Origin of the sequence: Brachyspira hampsonii 30446 (genome assembly GCF_000316195.1) — a bacterium.
GTDB lineage: Bacteria > Spirochaetota > Brachyspiria > Brachyspirales > Brachyspiraceae > Brachyspira > Brachyspira hampsonii_C.
On record NZ_JH994111.1, the window covers coordinates 1299206 to 1321202 of the forward strand.

Here is a 21997-nt window from a genome sequence, read left to right on the forward strand (position 1 = left end):
TAGGATTATTATTTATGTTCAACAGTCAACAGTCAACAGTCAACAGTCAACAGTCAACAGTCAACAGTCATACAAAATCAAATATTATTTCAGATAAATACAATTTATCATAAAAATAAGGAGTACTTATGTCAAAAGAAGAAAAAGCTGTAAAAAATAGTTTTAAGAAATGGTTCACATTTTGTGTTCTAGTTTTTGGAGGCGGAACGGTATTTAAATTGTCATCGTTAAAAGATGCATTTTATGTACCTATGCAGGAATTTATGAATTTAACTCATACACAAATAGGATTTGCTTTATCTGTTTACGGACTCGTACAAACCATAGGTAATTTCTTTTCTATTTACATATCTGATAGATTTTCAAAAAGAATATTAATACCTATTGGACTTATTGGTGTTGGTTTGGTAGGATTATATATGTCCACATTTCCGCCATATTACGGCATATTGATTTCTTGGGGATTATTATCATTATTTGGTGAAGTTATATATTGGCCTGTATTATTAAAATCTGTAAGATTATTGGGTGATAGCAGCGAACAAGGAAGATTATTTAGCTTCTTAGAAGCTGGAAGAGGTATTGTGGATGTAGTTATTGCTTATAGTGCTTTAGGTGTATTTACATTGTTAGGTTCTGGTTCTGCAGGATTAAGAGGCGGTATAATATTCTTCTCTGCTGCTGTTATACTAGCTGGTATATTGTCATATATATTATTAGAAGATGATGTTGTAAAATTAGAAGATGAAAGCGGAAATAAAGTTTCAAGAGATAAAGTAGCTATGCAAGGTGTTATAAAAGCAGTAAAAAGTTTAGAAATTTGGGTAGTTTCATTAACAATATTTAGTGTATATTCTGTATATTGCGGTTTAACTTATTTTATACCTTTCCTTAAAGATATATACAGCATACCTGTGGCTTTAGTTGGTGCTTATGGTGTAATAAATCAATATGGATTAAAAATTGTAGGAGGCCCTATAGGCGGTGTATTATCAGATAAAGTGTTCCACTCACCTACTAAATATTTAAGATTTGCATTTTTATTATCTGCTATTGCAATAATAGGTTTTACATTTATTCCTCATGGACAATTTAATCCTTACATAGGTATGGTTCTTACATTAAGTTATGGTGCTATAATATTTTCTATGAGAGCAGTATTTTTTGCCCCTATTGATGAAGTAAAAGTACCTAAAGAAATATCAGGTGCTGCTATGTCTATAGCTTGTATATTTGGATATTCTCCTCAAATGTTTGCTTTTACATTGTACGGTAATATATTAGATAATAATCCGGGATTTGCTGGATATAGAATAGTATTTTTTATAATGGCAGGTTTTTCAGTACTTGGAATATTAATATCTAGTTTACTTTTGTCAATGATTAAAAGAAAAGAAAAATTAGGAGTTCAAGAATGAAATTAGGTTTAGAAACAGAAAGTTATCATTTATTCTTTCAAAATAAAAGAATGAATATATTTGATTTTATTAATAAGACAAGTGAGCTTGGTCTAGATGGTGTTCAAATTAATATTATAAAAGATTATAATTTAGATCCTAATTGGGGAACTTTAGAGACAGATGAAATTAATCATTTGAAGAAAGTTAGAGCATTATGTGACAAATTAGGGTTATATATAGAAGTAGATACAAAAGGCATAGATTTTGAGCATCTAGAAAAAGTTCTGAAAGTGGCTCATATATTAGATGCAGAAGTTGTAAGAACATATATTCCAACGAAGGATCCTGTAATATCTGAAGAATCTGGTGCAGGCGGTAAATATGATCCTGCCAAGGTTAGACAATATTTTGATACTTCAATATACGAAGAAGCAATACCTAAGTTAGAAAAAATTATACCTATTTTAAAAAAATATAGAATCAAAATAGCTTTAGAAAATCATGAATATGAAACTTCTAAAGAATTAGTTTGGGTTATTGAAAAATTATCAAGTCCTTGGATAGGTTTATTATTTGATTTTGGTAATTCTATGATGGCTTGGGAAGATCCAATAGAAGCTGCTAATAATATGGCTCCATATACATTCTCAACACATGCTAAAGATCATATTATAATAGAAGATCCAGAAGATGTTTATAAATATGTTGTATGCGGAATACCTATAGGTGAAGGTAATTTAGATATAAAAAAAATATATGATATTTTATATAATAAATCTCCTCTAAAAAGAATTAATATAGAATCATGCCACCCATATTGTGCACAGTTTAAAAGAGCTCCCGGTGTAGGCGGAGTAGATAAAGTAGGAGAAAATGCATTTAAAATACATCCTCAGCCTTATCCATACAATGAAATAAAGCCTTTAGAATACTATTATCCTCAAGAAATTTCTAATGAATATTTGGAAAAACTTCTTAAGGATCAGGATGAAGGGTTAAAAAGATCTGTAAAATATCTTAAAGACATAAGAGATTCGTATTTAAACTAATACTGTATTTCTAATTAAGATAATGGGAGATGCTATCATAGTATCTCCTTATTTTTTATAATATATTAATTAGAAAAATCCTTCGCTTTTAGCTTCTTTACTCATAAGTTCTTTTACAGTATTTTTTATATCAGCATTATTAAAAAGTATATTGTATATTGCTTCTGTTATAGGCATATAAATATTATTTTTCTTGGCGTATTCATAAGCTGCAGTAGTAGCATATACTCCCTCAGCAACCTGTCCATGATTTTCTGCTATTACATCTTCATATTTTTTTCCTTTAGCTAAAGCCCGTCCAAGTCTGTTATTTCTGCTTAAACCGCTGGAACAAGTAACTATTAAATCCCCTATTCCAGAAAGTCCGTACATTGTATCTATTCTAGCACCTTTACTTAAAGCAAATCTCACTATTTCATGAAGTCCTCTTGTTATGAGTGCTGCTTTTGTGTTATCACCTAGATGAAGACCGTCTACTATACCTCCTGCAATGGCTATAATATTTTTTAAAGCTCCTCCTATTTCAACGCCTTTCTGATCCGTAGAATTGTATATTCTAAACTTTGGCGGGACAGTTAAAGTATCTCTAACATATTCAGAAACTCCTTTTTCACCTCCTACAACTACAGCAGTAGGCACTCCCTTAGCAGTTTCTTCTGCATGAGAAGGTCCTGAAAGTGTAAGTATAGATAAATCTCCAGATATTATACTCCTTGCAACTTCACTCATAGTTTTACCTGTTTTTCTATCAAGTCCTTTAGTTGCAGATACTAGTATTTGTTCATTACTTATATAAGGTTCTATATTGGTACAAGCCTCTGCAAATGCAAAAGACGGTGTTACTATTATAATTATTTCATTATCATTAACAGCTTCTCCAATATCCATTGTGAAATTTATATTTTTATTTAATTCTATATTCTCTAGATAATTATCATTTCTATGAGCTGTGCTTAATATTTTATAGCTTTCTTCACTATGAACCCAAACATTAATATTATGTTTTTCCGAAAAAATATTTGCAAGTGCTAATCCCCAACCGCCTGCACCTATAATACCTACATTTGCCATATAATAAAAATCCGATTTTAGTTTTATAATAATAGTATATATTAGTATACATAAAAAATAATTATTATCAATATAGAATTGTAAAAATATTATGTAAACTATATTTTATTTAAGAGATTTATCCAATAATGCACATATATTATTTAGTAAATCCTCTTTTTTTATTTTTTTATTATTGTCATCTTTTACCCAGCAAAGTATCACAGAAACTAAAGCGCCAGAAAAGAACTGAGACATTATTTTTGTATTTTCAGCATTTTTACTTTTCATAGTTTCACCTAAATATTCTAAAAATATTTTATAAAGTGATGAAACAAATAACAGTGTATTATTAGAATCTATTAATGATACATTAAAATACTGTCTGTTATCATCAAAATAATTAAGAACTTTTTCTAATATTTTTCTATGATTCTTTTTAAAATCATATATAGAATTATCTTTTTTTAATTCCTTTATAATATCCTCTTTTATATCATCTATAATTGAGTTTAAAAGTTCTTCTTTGTTATTAAAATGATCATAAAATGTAACTCTGTTTACCATTGCTTTTTCACATATTTCTGTTACGCTTATATCCTTTAATGAACTATTTTTCAAAAGCTCAAGGAGAGAATCTTTTATAAGTTTTTGTGTTTTTATTATTCTTAAATCTTTTTTTTCTTCTTTTTCCATATATATATGATAATTGCTAGAATTGTTTCAAAAATATTTTTATAATTAATAAATTTATATATATAATCTTGTAAAGTAGTTTTGAAACAAATCTACTATATTTTTTATAAAACAATATTACAATAAAAATATAGTTTGTCAAAGAAAATTTATTTTTAACATTAAAATATTAATAGTTTTTTTATATATAAAAAATTTAATTATATACAAAAATGTAGAATATGTATTATATAGCTTGCTATATAATTTAGTAAACACAATATTTAGTTAGTATAGACTAACAAAATATTGACATAACAAAACAATATGTTAGAATATACTAACAAAAAATAATAAAATAATGGAGATTTAAAGTGAAAGTTATGAAAAAATATTTATTACACAAAATTTTTTTGATGATGCTATTTTCAATAGTATTTCTAAACTGTTCCGGCAGCTCAGATAATAAAGAAGCTGACAGAAAAGCAAATAATGAAGAATTAATATTTGTAAATTATAGGGATATAAGAGATTTAAATCCTCATTTGTATGCTGGAGAAATGTATGCTCAGGAAATGCTTTATGAAACATTAGTTAATATAGGTGAAAACGGATATGAACCTTGTCTAGCAGAAAGTTGGAATATAAGTGATGACGGTAAAGTTTATACATTCAATATAAGAAAAAATGTTTATTTCTCTGACGGAGAGATATGTGATGCTAATGCTATAAAAGCTAATTTTGATGCCATCATAGAAAATAAGGACAGACATACTTGGCTTGAGATGATGCATATATTGGATAAAGTTGAAGCAGTTGATGATTATACATTTAGGATTACTTTGACATCACCTTACTACCCTATGCTTACAGAATTAGGAGTTACAAGACCATTTGCTATGATATCTCCAAAGGCTATGAAAAACGGTTCTACCAAAAATGGTGTTACTGAATATATAGGTACTGGTCCTTATGTTTTAGCAGAATATGAAACAGATAAATATGCTGTTTTTGAAGCAAACACTAATTATTGGGGAGAAAAGCCAAAAATTAAAAGAATAAGAGTAAAAGTTATACCTGATAATCAGACTAGATTATTGGCTTTGGATAAAGGAGAAATAGATTTAATATTCGGCAAAAACATGATAGATTCTGATGCCATTAACAAATATAAGAATAATTCTAAATTTGTATCATCTTTATCAGCACCTACATCTACAAGACAAATAGTATTAAATACGACTCATGCAATACTATCCAATAATAATGTAAGAAAAGCATTACAGCATGCCACAGATAAAAAAGCTATATCAGATGGAATATTCTACGGATTAGAACCTCCTGCAGATACATTATTTTCAAAAACAGTTCCATACTGTGATGTAAATCTTATACCATATGAATATAATATTGAAAAGGCAAAACAATTATTAGAAGAGGAAGGCTGGATTGAAGGAAGCGATGGCATAAGAGAAAAAAACGGACAAAAATTAAGTTTGAATATTTTATATAACAGCGACAGTGTAACAGAAAAAACTATATCTGAGTATTTGCAAGCTGAATATAAAAAGATAGGTGTTGATATTAATATCACAGGTGAAGAAGAACAATCTTACAGAGATAATATGAAAGCAGGTAATTTTGATATGGTATTTAATATTTGCTGGGGTTCTCCTTATGATCCTCAGTCATCATTAGCTGCTATGCGTCAAAGGGTATATGGTGATTACGCTGCTCAGCAAGGTCTTCATGATAAAAAAGAAATAGATGAGGCTATAACTAAAATTCTTTTAAGTGTAGATGATGATGAGAGAAAGAAACTGTATAACTTTGTTTTAAGCAGGCTTCATGAGGATGCAGTTTATATACCATTAACATACGAATGTAATAAAGCTGTTTATACTTCTGATTTAAAAAATGTACAATTTGCACAAACACAATATGAAGTACCTTTTTGGCTTATGTATTTTAATTAATATATCTTATAGGATTTAGTATTATGAAAGCATATATTATAAAAAGAATATTAGTTACAATACCGCTTTTATTCGGCATTACATTATTAAGTTTTTTCTTTATTAATTTAATACCTTCAGATCCTGCTGAGGTAGTTTTAAGAGTACAGCAGGTCCCTATTATTTCAGAAGAAGCTATAGAGCAAATGCGTGAGGAATTAGGTTTAAATGACCCTTTCTTTGTTAGATACTTTAGATGGATATTAGATTTTTTAAAATTGGATTTAGGTGTAAGTTATACAAATCCTTCAAGAACAGTTGTTGGAGAAATAGCAAGGTCGTTACCTGCAACTTTGCAGCTTGCATTTCTATCACTTGTGTTTGTTATAGTTTTAAGTCTGCCAATAGGTTTTTTTAGTGCGGTTTATAAAGACAGTATATTTGACAGACTAATAAGATTTATAGTATTTTCTACAACGGCAATGCCGGCTTATTGGATAGGTCTTCTTTTAATATGGTTTGTAAGTATAAAGTTAGACTTACTTCCTACAAGCGGTAATGGTACTTGGGCTCATGCTATACTCCCTGCAATAACAATATCAATAACATATATATCTACATATATAAGGCTTATAAGAAATAATATGCTTGAAAATATGAAAGAAGATTATGTATTGTATGCAAATGCAAGAGGATTAAAACAGAGAATAATATTAGTAAAACATATATTAAAAAATTCTCTTCAGTCTTGCATAACCGCAATAGGTATGAGCATACCTCAGTTAATATCTGGTACTATAGTTGTTGAAAATGTATTTGCCTGGCCTGGTGTAGGAAGATTATGTATAGCATCCATATTTAATAGAGATTATCCTGTTATACAAGCATATATATTAATGACAGGTATTTTATTTGTATTCTTCAATTTAATTTTTGATATTGTACAAAGAATAGCTGACCCTAGACTTAGAATAGGAGAATAATAAAGATGTTAAAAAGATTTTTAGATAATAAAATTGCTTTTGGATGTACAGTATTTATATTGCTTATAGCTTTAATCGGAATATTAGCTCCATTAATTGCTCCTAATGATCCTTATGCCAATAATATATTAAATAAATTTGCTGGTATATCAAAAGAATATCCTCTTGGTACAGATCAGCTTGGAAGATGCATATTATCAAGAATGATATATGGAATAAGATATACTTTATTTTTATCTTTATTAACAATGCTTGGTACTATAGCACTAGGTACTTTAATGGGTATACTTGCTGGTTATTTTAAGGGAGCTGTTGATGAAGTGATAATGAGAATAGTAGATGTAATGCTTTCATTTCCAAGTCAGATAATGATACTTGCTGTTGTAGCTTTGCTTGGAGTTGATATTGCAAATGTTATTATAGCGAATGTATTTATTAAATGGGCTTGGTATTCAAGAATGATAAGAACTAATGTATTAAAATATAGAGAAAAGAATTTCGTTTTATTTTCAAAAACGGTAGGTTCTCCTTCCAGATTTATATTATTTAATCATATGGTTCCTTCAATATCATCTGAAATGATAGTGCTTGCCACTTTGGATACAGGATGGGCTATATTAAATATATCTACATTATCATTTTTAGGCTTAGGAGTTCAGGCACCTATACCAGAATGGGGAGCTATGCTTAATGAAGCAAAAAATGTAATGACTACTAATCCTAAGCAAATGATAGTACCTGGTATTGCAATAGTATTTTTGGTAGCTTCATTTAATATGCTTGGAGATGCTTTAAGAGATGTTCTTGATCCTAAAGAAAGCAGAGCGTAATTTTATTTAATAGGACTCAATATGAATGAAAATATTTTAGAAATAAAAAATCTCAATGTTTATTTTAGAGAAAAAAATAATAATATAAAAATAATAGATAATGTTTCTTTTTCTATTAAAGAAGGAGAATGTTTAGGTATATTGGGAGAAAGTGGAAGCGGTAAAAGTATGACTATAAAATCTATACTTCGTCTGCTTGATAATAATTTTCATGTAGAAGGAAAAGCTTTTTTTAATGATATAGATTTAATAAAAGAAAGTGCAGGCAATATAAGAAAATTAAGAGGTAACGATATATGCATGATACTTCAAAATCCTATGACATGTTTTGACCCGCTTTATAGAATATATAATCAAATGGAAGAAACTTTTGCAGAACATACTAATTTAAATAAAGAAGAAATATATAAAAAATGCATAGACACTTTAAATATAATGAAAATAAGAAATCCTGAAGACACAATAAAAAAATATCCGCATCAGCTTAGCGGCGGTATGCTTCAGAGAATAATGATAGGACTAGCATTATCATTAAATCCAAAACTTCTTATAGCAGATGAGCCAACTACTGCGATAGATTCTATTAGTCAAAATGCTATTATGAATGAGTTTATAAGAATAAAAAAAGAAAATAAAGTTTCTATGCTATTTATATCGCATGATCTAGGGATATTATCAAAGATATCGGATAAGATGATAGTAATGAAAAAAGGAAAAATATTAGAAAATGCTTCTGTAGCAGATATAATATTCAATAGTAAAGATGATTATACAAACTCTTTAGTATCAAAGAGAATGTCTGTTATGAAAAAATTTAATGAAATAGTTTACGGAGATAAAATATCATGATAAATAATGAAATAATATTAGAGGCTAAAAATATTAAAGTAAGTTTTAGAAAAGAAAATCAAAAAAAAGTTTTTGGAAAGGAAAGACAGACTGTATTAAATAATGTTTCCTTTTATTTAAAAAAAGGAGAATGTCTTGGAATTATAGGAGAAAGCGGCAGCGGTAAAAGCACTTTAGGAAAGGTAGTATTGGGGCTTCAAAGACCTGAAAATGGAACAATCACTATAGACGGTACAGATCTCTATAAATATAAAAATAAAAGAAATAAAAAAATAAGATATGATATCAGTGTTGTTTTTCAAGATTATGTCTCTTCTGTCAATCCTAGATTTACAGTTATGAGAGCTTTAGATGAGGCTATTAATGTCCATACCATAAATACAGGAGAAGAACTTGACAAAATAAATAGAAGAAATATGGCTATAGAACTTCTAAATAATGTAGGATTAGATGAAAGTTTTTTGAATAGATATCCGCATGAATTAAGCGGAGGACAGCTTCAAAGAATTTGCATAGCAAGGGCGGTAGCGGTTCACCCAAAAATAATTTTATTAGATGAAGCAGTAAGTTCATTAGATGTTTCTACTCAAACTCAGATTATGGATTATTTAATGAATTTAAGAAATATATATAGCTTTTCTTATATATTCATAACGCATGATTTATCTACGATAACATATTTATGCGATAGGGTATTATTCTTTAATAGCGGAAATATTGTAGAAGAAGTAGATGATATAAAAGAACTTAATAATGTAAAAACAGAATATGCAATTGAACTGCTTAATTCGGTAAAAGCATTTGATATAGTAAATATATCCAAAGATTTGAAAAAAGAAGAAAAATATATACAAAAGGCAGTATAATTTTATAATAAAAAGATGCATAACAATATAAAAAATTTAATAAAAGATTCTGATTATATAAAAATATTAATACCTTTTGTAATATCTACAATGACTCAGCCTCTTTTGGGAGCAGTAGACACAGCAGTTGCAGGAAGATTAGGTAATCCAGCATATATAGCAGGAGTATCAGTTGGAAGTGTTATTTTTAATACTATATATTGGGTGTTTGGATTTCTTAGAGTAAATACTACTTCATTTAGTGCTATGGCTTTGGGTACAGGAAAAACTGAAGATAGAGCTTTTGCTTTTTTTCAGCCATTGTATATAGCATTATTTATATCATTTCTAATACTGATATTTCAGAAGGTTATTACTTTTTATACGGAAATAACTTTTGATTTAGAAACAGAAGCCTTCAATGCATTTAATATATATTATAATGTGCTTATATGGGGAGCACCATTTTTACTGTCTAACTATGTAATGCTAGGATGGCTTATGGGACAGAGAAAAATAAAGGCTTCCCTAACAATGCAGATAAGCGGAAATGTATTAAATATGACATTAGATGTATTTTTTGCTATAACATTATCTATGGGAGTATTTGGAATAGCAGCTGCTACTCTAATATCTCAAATATCTTCTTTTTTAATTGGAATATTTTTTATTATTAAATATGGTAATTTTGGAAAAATTCATTTAAAAGATTTTACTAATCTATCTAAAATGAAAAAATCTTTAATTTCAAATCTATATTTAATGCTTAGAACTATATGTCTGATAGCACAAATAAATATTTTTACCTCAAAAAGTGCATCTTTAGGTACTATATTAATTTCATCGAACTCTATACTTCTTCAGATACAATCTATAATATCATATATGTTTGATGGAATAGCTAATACTTCAAGCGTTTATAGCGGAAAAGCTTTTGGGGCTAAAGATCAATATTTATTAAAGGCAGCAATAATAAAAAATATAAAATATAGTATTATATTTGTAATATTATTAACTGCTTTATATTTAATTTTTAATAAAACTTTTATCAATTTATTTACCAATAATATTGAAGTTTTAAGTTACTCTTATAAATATTATTTCTGGGTAGCATTATACCCTATTGTATCAGCAATAGGACTTACTTTTTACGGTATATTTACAGGGGCTTCTTTTAATAAAGCTGTGTTTATATCGACTTTCTTAAGTTTATTATTATTTTTATTTGTACTTTTTGCGAGTTTTGATTATCTAAATAATAATGGGCTTTGGATTGCATTACTAGCTTTTTATTTTGGCAGAAGTATTTTTATACTGCCTTTTATAAAAAGTTTATTTAAAAAAATAAATAATAATTAAAAATGGAGTAAAATAATGAATAAAATAAAAAAAGAAATTAAAAAATTTATATGTAAAAGTACAGGAGAAGAGATAATATTTCCTATTGCGTATGTTGAAGGAAATACAAACAATAATAATAAAACTTTGGCTGTTATAGGAGGAATGCATGGAAGTGAATTTACAGGAATAGAAGCCGCAATAAAACTATTAAATGATTTAGAAACAAATAAATTAGAAATAAACGGCAGATTGATAATAACTACAATATTTAATATTCCTGCTTTTATGGAAAACAGAGCTTTCATTGTTCCAAATGATAATAAAAATCCATTAAGACTTTTTCCAGGTGAAGAAGATGGCAGCTATACTGAAGCTATGAATTATTATTTTTGGAATGAAGTTTTAAATGATGTTGATTACTGCATAGAACTTCATGGCGGAGACATACCAGAATCAATAGCTAACTGTATTTATGTTCCTATAGTAGAAAATGAAATAACAGACGGTATATCTAGAAAAATGGCTGAAGTATATAATATAAAATACATAATAGATACGAAAATGAACAAAGATAATAAATACGGCGGAGCTTATAGCAGATTAGCTTTTAAAGGTATTCCTTCTATACTTACTGAAACAGGCGGAAATGGAATATTAGATGAATACAATACACAAGTTCATTATGACGGTATAAAAAATATTATGATTTATCTTGATATGCTTTCTAATGAAAAAATAAAAAATACAGAAGAAAAAGTTATATTGAATTATACAGGCTCAATAAAAGCTGACTGCAATGGAATGTGGTATCCTTTCGTAAAAACAGGAGATACTATTAAAAAAGGTGATAAAGTGGGAGAAATAAGAGATTATTTTGGAAGCAAAATAAAAGATATAATATCTGACTATAATGGCATAGTATGTATATTAAAATCTAGCCCGTCTTTAAAAATAGATGATAGTTTAATAGAAATCAATGAAATAAAAGACTGATTTAAAAACTAATTTCATTTATTAATTTTGTGTATTATGCATTCATTAACCCAGATTATTTTCTATGTATTAAGTATGCCATATATTATAATAAAAATAAAGTTTTTTATCTATAAAAATGAGATGATTTTTATAGATAAAAAATAAAAAAAAGTAAAAATCGAAGTATTTAATATATAAAAATGAAAAATTTTAAAAAAATATGATTTTAAAGTGTGATAATTTTATACAAAAAAAGTAATTATATAATAATAAATTATTATATATAGAAATATTATTTAATTATTAATAAAAAAATATATTTTATGTATTGCAAAAAATATAAAATATATTATATTATTTAATGTTCTTTGACAGTTTTATGTAACTTACATATTAATGTGAAAAGAATATAAAGGCTCAAAAAAGCCGGTCTCGATACCCTACTACGCTCTGCGTGCCTTCGGCAATGTAGGAAAGCGGGATCTAACTCTTGCATTAAATGAATAGGTTTGGTCTCGATACCCTACTCGCGCTGTGCGTACCTTCGGTAATGTAGGAAAGCGGGATTATAAAGTGAGCCACTAACCCCCCAAACGTCTCGATACCCTACTCAAGACATTTGTCTTGGCTGTAAAAAAAATCGAGCCGCTGATAACTTCAGTTGTCAGCACCTTAAAGCGAGATTTTTTTATTAGCGATATAGGAAAGAGGGATTTAATTTTTGACAGGGAGATGCAATTTCGTCTCGATACCCTACTGTGAAAAAGTTTTGAGCGTCTGCAAGTTTACTTGACAGAGCATTTAGGCGAAAAACTTTTGAGCTTAATATATAGGAAAGCGGGATTATTTTTTATTGATCCATATTTTTCTTCAGTCTCGATACCCTATTCGCACTCTGAGTGCCTCGATAAAAAATTGCGAGTGCCTGACATTCGAGAGAATGGAAGTGTATTATAACAAACAATTTTTTATTAATTATATACAAGTGGATTTCTATCTTTAATTAATAAGTAGTTACATATATTCATTTATTCATTTTGAATTCATAAGTTAAGAATAATAGACTTGTTTCAAAAGTAATTGAAATGCAAATTATAGATAAAGTTAGTTTTGAGACAAGTTTTATCAAATGGATGAACTTTACATAAATCTAATTTACAAAAACTTAAAAATGTAGTTTATCATACAATAGTAATTTTATTGTCCTTGATAAAAAACTCAAAAATAATAAAATGTATATAGTATTTTTTAATAGGTGTTGGAAAGTGTTAAGAAAAATTATATGCATTATATTTTTAAATTCAGTTTTTTTTAATTTTTTTATTTTTGCACAAACTAATAATACAAACACTATAATACTTCCATATACTCAATATATGGAGAGAATAAAAATCTTAATACCAGAGATGAAATTAACAGCATCTCAGGAGAGTAATGCATATAATAATTTAACTAAAGCAAAAAGTTCAGGAGATGTAAAGTTTGATTTGCAGGCAGGAGCTATAGGAAAGCAAAGTCATTTTGATGAATATAGTTTTATACCAACATCAGATTTTAGTTATAACGGCTTTAGAATAGGTGCAGGATTCAGCGGACTTATACCCTACTCTGGAACAAGATGGTCTGTGGAGATTAAGCATGACAGTTTCTTTGGAGATTTCAAAACAGGAGATATTTCTCTCCCTGTAGATACTCCATTCGGTACAGTAAACGGAAAATTACCGAATATGAGTACGAATGATTTTAAATATTATTCTCCAAGTATAAAAATACAAATTGCCCAGCCAATATTAAGAGACTTTTTCGGAAAACTAGACAGATATCCAATTAAAGATGCAGAGTATCAGCTTACTATAGCCAAATTAAAAAGAATGATAGATGACAAGAGCGTATTAACCTCTTACCAGAAAATATATTATCAATGGATAATGGCTAGAAAATTAATATCTCTGTATGATGCTATGATTAGAGAAGCTAGAAGTTTTGAAAATCAAGTATACAGAAGATATTCAAGCGGAGTTATAGATAATGACTCTTATCAGAATGCAAGAAGACAAACTTTAAAATATATAGAAGCAAAAGATAAATCAGAGTTGATGCTTAAAAAAATTATAAGAAATATAAAGTTCTTCATACCAGAAGAAAATATCATACCTAATGAAGATGATTGGACTCAGACACTTGAAACTTCTATTAATGCCAAAGTGGATATAGTTCCATTTTTAGAAAGTGCTCAGGGGCAAATGGCTTATCAATTAAAATTAAGAAGCGAATATGCACTCTCTATAATGAAAAATAATGCCTTGCCAGACTTGTCTATAGTAGGAAGCGTATCATTATCTAGTTTGGACGACAGCGGATATTTTAAATCTTTTTCTACTATGACGAATGTTGATTATTTTGTAGGGCTTATGTTTTCTTATCCTATAGGCGGACGAGATGCCAAAGCTAAAATGGAAGATGCTTATGCTGCTTTGAATGCTGTTGCTGCTGATTTTGACAGAGTTAATAGGGATTTTGATGTGCAGATAGGTACTTATTATGATGAGTTTGAAGCGTATAAAAAAATGCTTGAAAATAAAAAGCTAGAAGTTAATGCTATAGTATCAAGGATAAATACTCAAAATGCCAAATTCAGACAGGGGCGTCTTCCTATAGATGAGATAATAAATGCTAGGCTTGATTTAGCACAGGCAAGGGCGGAGCTTTTAAATCTTGAATACATGATAATAAGTACGGTAATGGACTATAATTCTCTGGTGCTTCTTAGTAATTAGAGAATTATTATTTTTATTGAAAATAATTTTAATAAATTAATTTTGTATTGGAAAATAATATATGAACAAAATTATAGAACTATTTGCAAAAAACAGATTATTAGTTAATGTAATCATTTTAATAACTTTAGCAGTTGGAATATACTCTTATCTTAATATAAAAAAAGAGGCATTCCCATCTACAAACTTTGATGTTATGATAGTGCAGGTTATATACCCTGGTGCTTCTCCAGAAGATGTTGAACAATATGCTATGATACCAATAGAAGATGAGCTTCAGACTATAGCTGGTATTGATGAGTTTTATTCTATAATAATAGAAAATGCAGGCATACTTACTATAAGAATAGATATGAATTTAAAAGATTCAAGACCTGTAAAAGATGAAATATTTAGAAGACTTCAGAATGCTCCTAATGTATCAAAAGATGTTTCAGAGATAAAAATTTTTGAAGCAAATGCAAACAGAATGCCTATATACAATTTAGGTATAAGATTTAAAGAAGGACAGGAAGGAAGCGAAAAAGAACTTTATGACATATCCAAAAGGTTTGAGAAAGAATTAAAATATGTAGACGGAGTTGCAAATATTGAGGTATATGGAAGAACGGATCCAGAAATACAAATACTAGCAGACCCTTACAAATTAAGAGAATACTATACTTCATTAACAGAAATCATACAGGCATTATCTTTAAGAAATATACGCTCTACAAGCGGAAGTATGAAGCCTTCAGAAAGTGATAAGTTAGAAGATAAAAATAAACTGCTTGTTACTACAGGGCAATTTCAAGACCCTTTATCTATTACAAATGTTATAGTGCGTTCTATATTTAATGGACAGCCCGTAAGAATAGGAGATATTGCAAGAGTTGAAGAATTATTCGTCGATAAAAGTGTATATATGAGAGTTAATAGCAAACATGGATACTCTATAAACATAATAAAAAAAGAAGATGCTGATATATTAAAAACTATTGATAATGTTAATAAATATTTTGAAAAAAATAAATCTACTATTCCAAGCAATATAGAAATAGTTCCTATGGCAGATAACTCAAGAACTATTACAGACTTGCTTAATGCAGTTTCTTCAAATATTATAACAGGTTTTATCATCATATTTATAATACTTATAATATTTTTGGATTTTAAGAGTGCAATATTTACATCTCTTGGTATGCTTATAGTTATATCTGTTTCACTTATTTATATGACATACTCTGGAATAACTTTTAATATAATATCTCTTGGAGGAATCATAACTGTACTTGGTATGATAGTGGACAATTCCATAGTAGTATCAGAGAATATTTTTAACTATCATCAAAGAGGTATAAAAGGTCTTGAAGCTACAAAAAATGCTGTAGGAGAAGTATTTATGCCTATGCTTGTTTCTACTCTTACAACAGTTGCATCATTTGCTCCTATAATATTTGTTACAGGTACTATGGGAAGATTAATCAATCAGTATCCTAGAGTTGTTATTGTAGCATTAGTGGTGAGTATTTTTCAGGCTGTTTTGCTTCTTCCTAATAACCTAATTACTAAAGAAGAACTTACTGGAGAACATAAAAGAAAAAGATTTAATTTTAAAAATCCGCTTGATTTTGATAAGGATAAATTATTTGATAAATTAAAAATTCCTTTTATTAAGTTTTTAAGATTTACATTAAAGTTTAGATATATTGTTCTTATATTTTTTATAGTTACACTTTTCATCACTCTTTTAATAGCCAAATCAATATTTTCAAAGTTTACTTTAGTTTATGATACAAGTGCTGATGTTATAGTTGTTAATATTGATACAGGTATTGGAAGTTCCATATACAAAACAGAAAAATATCTTCAGAAAGTTGAAAATATTATATATGAAACAATAAATACAAATGATATAGTAGCAGTTTATAGTTTACTTGGAAAGCAATTAGATAAAAATACTGTAGAGATATCAGAAGAGATGGACAATATTGCGGGTACTATGATATATTTAGTTCCAGCCAATAACAGAGAAAAAATAGCTTATGATATAGTTGATGATTTGAATGCGGCTATAGAAAGAAGCGGAATAAAAGATGAATTAGAGCTTATCACAGTTAATACGAAACTTCCAATAAACCCCGGAAAAGCAGTTGATATAAAAATAATAGGTAATGATACTGCTATGGTTAAAGAAGTAAAAGATAAAATGAAAGAACATCTTTTAAGTTTGGACGGAGTAGTCAATTACGATGATGACGATAAAATAGGACAGGAAGAATTGAGAGTAATATTTGATTATGACAGAATGTCTGAGCTTGGAGTTAATGTAGCTTATGCAGCTAGAGAATTAAGAGCAGCTTATTCTGGAATAGTAGCTACTTCAATACAGGAATTTGAAAATAAATTGGACTTTAGAGTAAGACTAGATAAAAAATATACTTATGATACTAATGTACTGAATAATCTTTTAATACCAAATACATATTACAGACTTATACAATTAAAAGATATAGCAGACATATACATTACAAACAATCAGTCAAGCATAAGACACTATAACGGAAAAAAATCTATAACTATGACTGCGGATATAGAACAGGGAAAAAATACAGCCATACAAGTAACTTATGCAATGCAGGATTATTTTAATTCTATAGCTAAAGATTATCCTAATATAAACGTAGAGTTTGCAGGTGAAGTTAAAGAAACAAGAGGCTCTATAATAGGTATTGCTTGGGGATATTTAATTGCCATAATAGCTATATATGTAATACTTCTTCTTCAGTTTAATAAATTCGTTCAGCCTTTTATGATACTTGGTATAATACCTTTTGGAATAATCGGCGTTATACTTGGGTTTGCAGCTCATAGAATGCCTATGTCATTTGTAGGTGCTGTTGGTATAGTAGGACTTGCAGGTGTTGTTGTAAATAATGGTATTATAATGGTTGATTTAATAAACAGAATACTTGAAGGAGGAAATATACATAATAAACAAGATGTATTAAATGCCGTTGTGGAAGGGGCTGGAGACAGATTCAGAGCAATATTTCTTACGACTATAACTACAATATTCGGACTTCTTCCAACTGTTTATGGTATAGGGGGACGTGCCGATTTGATAGTACCTATGGTTATGTCTATGGCTTACGGACTTTTATTTGCAGCACTTTTAACTTTAATACTGCTTCCTTCTCTATTTATGATATCTGCCGATTTGAAGCTTATAAAAATAAATTATAAAGATAATTAAAAAATATGCTATTTACAAATAATATAAAAAAATATATATTATATAAATATTTTCTTATTTTATCGGAGAAAGCTGTTTATGAAGATATTAGGTATAGATACTTCCTGTGATGATACTTCAGTTTCAATAGTTGAAAATGGAAATAATGTATTATCTTCAGTATTGAGTTCATCAATAGATGCTCATAAGGATTTTCAGGGGGTTGTTCCTGAAATTGCTGCAAGAAAACATTTAGAGGCTATTCTTTATGTAATAGATAAGTCATTAAAAGATGCATCTTTGTCTTTAAACGATATAGATTTATTTGCAGTAACAAACAGACCAGGGCTATTAGGCTCTCTTTTAGTTGGGGTAAGCAGTGCAAAGGCATTAGCTTTTTCTTTAAATAAGCCATTACTAGCATTGGATCATATAGCAGCTCATATTTACTCTCCTCATCTTACAAACAATATAGCATTTCCATATATAGCGTTGGTAGTATCTGGAGGACATACTATAATAACAGAAGTTCATGATTACGGAGAATATAAAGTTATAGGTACTACATTAGATGATGCTGTTGGGGAGGCTTATGATAAGGTTGCAAAATTTCTTAATTTAGGGTATCCGGGCGGTCCTATAATAGACCGATTAGCTAAAGAAGGAAACAAAGAGGCGATAAAATATCCTATTGTATTATTAAACGGCATAGATGAATTTAATTTCTCATACAGCGGACTTAAAACTGCATGCGTTTACTCTACAAAAAAATATCTTAAAGAAGGTTATGAGGCAACTAATGAAAATATAGCAGCAGCTTTTCAAATAAGTGCAATAGAACCTTTATATATTAAGACTTTAAAATATGTTGAAAAAAGCGGTATTAAAAGAGTTACATTATCCGGAGGAGTGGCATGCAATAGTTATTTGAGAGATAGATTTGGTAACTCTAAAGACTTTGAATGTTATCTTCCTGCTTTAAAATACACAACTGATAATGCCGCAATGGTTGCAGGTCTTGCATATCACATGAAAGACAAGCAGGATTTTGCTGATTATAGTTTAGATTGTTCTTCCAGAGTTTTAAATAAAAAGTATAATAAAAATAAAAGTGCAAAATAAAATCATAATTAACTAAATATATAATGTTGAAATTTTGTTCTTGTATACGGCTGTATTATCATAATTAATTATGAAACAAGTATAATAGACTTGTTTCAAAACTAAATTTATTAATATTTATAAATTTTTATTTAATATTTTTAAATTATAGTTGGGGCTTTGCCCCAAACCCCAGTTCTTTTATTGCTATAAAAGAACCAAAAGAACTGCATTTTGTAGCTTAAATATATAATTTATACAACATGTAAAACATTTAATTAAATCATAATTAATATTATTTAATTTAGCATAAAATAATAAACTTATAAAGTTATTTGTCAAGTAGTTTTGAAACAAGTCTAATCATTAAAATTAATGCAATAAAAAAGAATGATAACCAATTATTTTATAATCAATTATCATTCTTTTATTTAATTAAAATTATATTCCAAACCTTTTCATTATAACATCAATATTTCTTAGATAGTATGCATAATCAAAGCAGTCATCAATTTCATGAGAGCTTAAATATTTTGTAATATCTTCATCTTTGTGAACATTCTCTCTGAAGTCTTCATTGTTGAGCCATCTTTTCATTGCATTTCTCTGCACCCATCTGTAGGCATTATCTCTGTCGATACCTTTATTAACTAAACTTATCAATATTCTCTGACTGAATATTAAACCGCCTGTTTTTTCAATATTTGCTTTCATAGCCTCTGGATATATTAAAAGTTTATCTACTATATCAATAAATTTATTAATAGCATAATCAACTGCAATAGTAGAATCTGGAAGTATAACTCTCTCTACAGATGAATGGCTTATATCTCTTTCATGCCAAAGTGTAATGTCTTCCATAGAAGCTAATGCATTACCTCTTACAATTCTTGCTAAACCTGATATTCTTTCGCAAGTGATAGGATTTCTTTTATGAGGCATAGCTGATGAACCTTTTTGTTTTTCGCTGAAATATTCTTCTGCTTCTCTTATATCTGTTCTCTGTAAATTTCTAATTTCTGTAGCAAACTTTTCTAATGAGCTAGCCACTATTGCCAAAGTTGTAAGATACTGAGCATGCCTGTCTCTTTGTATTATTTGAGTAGAAACTTTATCAGCTTCTATTCCTAGCTTTTTACAAACAATCTCTTCTATTCTAGGGTCGATATTGCTATAAGTACCAACTGCTCCTGAAATTTTACCTACAGAAACCTGTTTTTTAGCTTCCTCTACCCTTTTTATATTTCTTTCGTTTTCATCATACCATAATATGAATTTTAATCCTAATGTCATAGGCTCAGCATGTATACCATGTGTTCTTCCTATACAAGGAGTATATTTATGTTCTTTTGCTCTTCTTAATAAAACCTCTGATAATCTTTTTAAATCATCAAGTATTATTTCAGCAGATCTTTTCATCATCACAGCCAATGCGGTATCTTTAACATCGCTTGAAGTTAAGCCCTTATGTATATACTGTCCGCCCTCGCCTACATTTTCCTGAACAGCTGTTACGAATGAAATTATATCATGATTAGTTTCTTTTTCTATTTCAGCAATTCTCTCTACTGTAAAAGTAGCTTTTTCTTTAATATTTTTTACTGCCTCATGAGGAATCTCTCCTATTTCAGCCATAGCCTCACAAGCAGCAATTTCAACATCAAGCATAACCTGAAACTCATTTTGCAAGCTCCAAAGTTCTCCCATTTCTTTTCTAGTATATCTCTTTATCATAGATTATTTATCCTTAATATAAAAAATTATAAAATACTAAATTATTATAGATAAAATTATAAATTATTTCAATTATTTTTTAATAGTTGTAATTTACAAAAAAAGAATTAGAATTATTGCATTAAAATTTTTTCATATACGGAGCAATTAAAATGAAAATCTATGACTTAAGAAGCGATACTATTACAAAACCAAGCGAAGAAATGCGTAAAGCAATATACAATGCAGAATGCGGAGATGATGTTTATATGGAAGACCCTACAGTAAATAAACTTCAGGAAATGGCTTGTGATATAACAGGAAAAGAAAAAGCGATATTCGTTTCAAGCGGCACTATGGGTAATTTAATACCTATGATGATATTAGGAAGAAAAACTAGACAGCTACTTTTAGAAGAAGAGTCTCATATAATACATTATGAGCTTGGAGGAGTTGCATCTTTGGCTGGTATTATACCTCTTCCTGTAAAAGCTGACAGAGGAATAATAACAAAAGATATTGTAAAAAACTATATTAAAGAGCAGCCTTACTATATGTCATCTGTCAATATAGTAGAAGTAGAAAATACTCATAACAGACATGGCGGTTCTGTCTATCCTATAAAAATATTAAAAGAATTATATGACTTCACTAAATCAAAAAATATTCATCTTCATATGGACGGAGCAAGAGTTTTCAATGCCTCTATAGCAAGCAAAGTTTCAGTAAAAGAAATATCTTCAAATACTGATTCAATAACTTTCTGCTTGTCTAAGGGCTTAGGTTCTCCTATGGGGGCTATGATATGCGGAAATAAAGATTTTATTGATGAAGCATTTAGAATAAGAAAATTAATAGGAGGAGGAATGAGACAAATCGGACTTATGGCTGCTGCAGGAATATATGCTTTAGAAAATAATATACCGTCATTAGAAGAAGATCATCAAAAAGCAAAAAAAATAGCAAAAGCAATACTTGAGTCTGGAATTGGAACTCTTAATTTAGACAATGTAGAAACTAATATTGTAATAGCAGATACTAAAGAGCCTTCATCAAATATATTATCTAAATTATCAGAACAAGGAATCAAAGCAAGTTCTTTTGGAGATTATAAAATAAGATTTGTTACTCATAAAGATATAAGCCTGAATGAAATAGATAAAGTTTGCGGAATCATCAAAAGTTTAAAAATATAATCAATAAATAATCTAATAAAAAGAGTATGATTAGTATAAAAATC

The 21997-nt window shown here is 28.6% G+C and carries 16 protein-coding genes; 13 read left to right on the forward strand and 3 right to left on the reverse strand.

Features of this window, described 5'->3' with window-relative positions:
* Nucleotides 1-128: 128 nt before the first annotated feature.
* Together A966_RS10365 and A966_RS10370 are read left to right on the forward strand one after the other, a co-directional pair.
* Nucleotides 129-1418: an MFS transporter gene (locus A966_RS10365; protein ID WP_008725309.1), complete on the forward strand. Its 1290-nt coding sequence runs from the start codon at nucleotides 129-131 to the stop codon at nucleotides 1416-1418.
* Complete coding sequence (locus tag A966_RS10370) at nucleotides 1415-2449, forward strand: sugar phosphate isomerase/epimerase family protein (protein WP_008725311.1); 1035 nt, start codon at nucleotides 1415-1417, stop codon at nucleotides 2447-2449. The genes A966_RS10365 and A966_RS10370 overlap by 4 nt, the downstream gene beginning before the upstream one ends.
* Nucleotides 2450-2518: 69 nt before the next feature.
* Here A966_RS10370 and A966_RS10375 read toward each other — a convergent pair whose 3' ends face one another.
* Entirely contained in the window at nucleotides 2519-3520 is a 1002-nt protein-coding gene (locus A966_RS10375; protein ID WP_008725313.1) for an NAD(P)H-dependent glycerol-3-phosphate dehydrogenase, read from the reverse strand.
* 105 nt (nucleotides 3521-3625) lie between these two features.
* On the reverse strand, nucleotides 3626-4195 hold the full coding sequence (locus tag A966_RS10380) for a TetR/AcrR family transcriptional regulator (RefSeq protein ID WP_008725315.1): 570 nt from the start codon (nucleotides 4193-4195) through the stop codon (nucleotides 3626-3628).
* A 362-nt stretch (nucleotides 4196-4557) separates the two neighbouring features.
* Between A966_RS10380 and nikA the strand changes: the two genes are divergently transcribed.
* From nikA to tsaD, 10 genes are all read left to right on the forward strand, one after another.
* Nucleotides 4558-6150 carry a nickel ABC transporter substrate-binding protein gene (gene nikA, locus A966_RS10385; protein ID WP_039955751.1) on the forward strand — a complete coding sequence of 531 codons (1593 nt, stop codon included), beginning with the start codon at nucleotides 4558-4560 and terminating at the stop codon, nucleotides 6148-6150.
* 23 nt (nucleotides 6151-6173) lie between these two features.
* Nucleotides 6174-7112: a nickel/cobalt ABC transporter permease gene (gene opp1B, locus A966_RS10390; protein WP_008725319.1), complete on the forward strand. Its 939-nt coding sequence runs from the start codon at nucleotides 6174-6176 to the stop codon at nucleotides 7110-7112.
* 5 nt (nucleotides 7113-7117) lie between these two features.
* Nucleotides 7118-7942, forward strand: a complete 825-nt coding sequence (opp1C, locus tag A966_RS10395) for a nickel/cobalt ABC transporter permease (RefSeq protein ID WP_008725320.1) — start codon at nucleotides 7118-7120, stop codon at nucleotides 7940-7942.
* 21 nt (nucleotides 7943-7963) lie between these two features.
* The gene (locus A966_RS10400; protein WP_008725321.1) at nucleotides 7964-8791 is read left to right on the forward strand and encodes an ABC transporter ATP-binding protein; all 828 of its coding nucleotides are present in this window, start codon (nucleotides 7964-7966) and stop codon (nucleotides 8789-8791) included.
* Nucleotides 8788-9657, forward strand: a complete 870-nt coding sequence (locus A966_RS10405; RefSeq protein WP_008725322.1) for an ABC transporter ATP-binding protein — start codon at nucleotides 8788-8790, stop codon at nucleotides 9655-9657. Before A966_RS10400 ends, A966_RS10405 begins: the two co-directional genes overlap by 4 nt.
* Nucleotides 9658-9672: 15 nt before the next feature.
* Entirely contained in the window at nucleotides 9673-10995 is a 1323-nt protein-coding gene (locus A966_RS10410) for an MATE family efflux transporter (protein WP_008725323.1), read from the forward strand.
* A 15-nt stretch (nucleotides 10996-11010) separates the two neighbouring features.
* A complete protein-coding gene (locus A966_RS10415; protein ID WP_008725324.1) occupies nucleotides 11011-11970 on the forward strand; it encodes a M14 family metallopeptidase in 960 nt (319 codons plus the stop codon).
* A 1247-nt stretch (nucleotides 11971-13217) separates the two neighbouring features.
* A complete protein-coding gene (locus A966_RS10420; RefSeq protein WP_008725325.1) occupies nucleotides 13218-14729 on the forward strand; it encodes a TolC family protein in 1512 nt (503 codons plus the stop codon).
* A 61-nt stretch (nucleotides 14730-14790) separates the two neighbouring features.
* Nucleotides 14791-17964 carry an efflux RND transporter permease subunit gene (locus A966_RS10425; protein ID WP_008725327.1) on the forward strand — a complete coding sequence of 1058 codons (3174 nt, stop codon included), beginning with the start codon at nucleotides 14791-14793 and terminating at the stop codon, nucleotides 17962-17964.
* Nucleotides 17965-18042: 78 nt separating this feature from the next.
* Nucleotides 18043-19065 (forward strand): tRNA (adenosine(37)-N6)-threonylcarbamoyltransferase complex transferase subunit TsaD, encoded by a 1023-nt coding sequence (tsaD, locus tag A966_RS10430; RefSeq protein WP_008725329.1) that lies wholly within the window; start codon nucleotides 18043-18045, stop codon nucleotides 19063-19065.
* Between the two features lie 420 nt (nucleotides 19066-19485).
* Here the strand turns inward: tsaD and purB are convergent, their stop codons facing one another.
* Nucleotides 19486-20778 (reverse strand): adenylosuccinate lyase, encoded by a 1293-nt coding sequence (gene purB, locus A966_RS10435; protein WP_008725332.1) that lies wholly within the window; start codon nucleotides 20776-20778, stop codon nucleotides 19486-19488.
* Between the two features lie 152 nt (nucleotides 20779-20930).
* On the opposite strand from purB, the gene A966_RS10440 reads away from it, so the two are divergent.
* On the forward strand, nucleotides 20931-21953 hold the full coding sequence (locus A966_RS10440) for a threonine aldolase family protein (protein ID WP_008725334.1): 1023 nt from the start codon (nucleotides 20931-20933) through the stop codon (nucleotides 21951-21953).
* The last annotated feature ends 44 nt before the right edge of the window (nucleotides 21954-21997 follow it).

Bases quoted from the DNA above. Each gene is read 5' to 3' on its own strand.
- A966_RS10365 (WP_008725309.1), top strand. From the start codon at position 129: ATGTCAAAAGAAGAAAAAGCTGTAAAAAATAGTTTTAAGAAATGGTTC.
- A966_RS10370 (WP_008725311.1), top strand. From the start codon at position 1,415: ATGAAATTAGGTTTAGAAACAGAAAGTTATCATTTATTCTTTCAAAAT.
- A966_RS10375 (WP_008725313.1), bottom strand. From the start codon at position 3,520: ATGGCAAATGTAGGTATTATAGGTGCAGGCGGTTGGGGATTAGCACTT.
- A966_RS10380 (WP_008725315.1), bottom strand. From the start codon at position 4,195: ATGGAAAAAGAAGAAAAAAAAGATTTAAGAATAATAAAAACACAAAAA.
- nikA (WP_039955751.1), top strand. From the start codon at position 4,558: ATGAAAAAATATTTATTACACAAAATTTTTTTGATGATGCTATTTTCA.
- opp1B (WP_008725319.1), top strand. From the start codon at position 6,174: ATGAAAGCATATATTATAAAAAGAATATTAGTTACAATACCGCTTTTA.
- opp1C (WP_008725320.1), top strand. From the start codon at position 7,118: ATGTTAAAAAGATTTTTAGATAATAAAATTGCTTTTGGATGTACAGTA.
- A966_RS10400 (WP_008725321.1), top strand. From the start codon at position 7,964: ATGAATGAAAATATTTTAGAAATAAAAAATCTCAATGTTTATTTTAGA.
- A966_RS10405 (WP_008725322.1), top strand. From the start codon at position 8,788: ATGATAAATAATGAAATAATATTAGAGGCTAAAAATATTAAAGTAAGT.
- A966_RS10410 (WP_008725323.1), top strand. From the start codon at position 9,673: ATGCATAACAATATAAAAAATTTAATAAAAGATTCTGATTATATAAAA.
- A966_RS10415 (WP_008725324.1), top strand. From the start codon at position 11,011: ATGAATAAAATAAAAAAAGAAATTAAAAAATTTATATGTAAAAGTACA.
- A966_RS10425 (WP_008725327.1), top strand. From the start codon at position 14,791: ATGAACAAAATTATAGAACTATTTGCAAAAAACAGATTATTAGTTAAT.
- tsaD (WP_008725329.1), top strand. From the start codon at position 18,043: ATGAAGATATTAGGTATAGATACTTCCTGTGATGATACTTCAGTTTCA.
- purB (WP_008725332.1), bottom strand. From the start codon at position 20,778: ATGATAAAGAGATATACTAGAAAAGAAATGGGAGAACTTTGGAGCTTG.
- A966_RS10440 (WP_008725334.1), top strand. From the start codon at position 20,931: ATGAAAATCTATGACTTAAGAAGCGATACTATTACAAAACCAAGCGAA.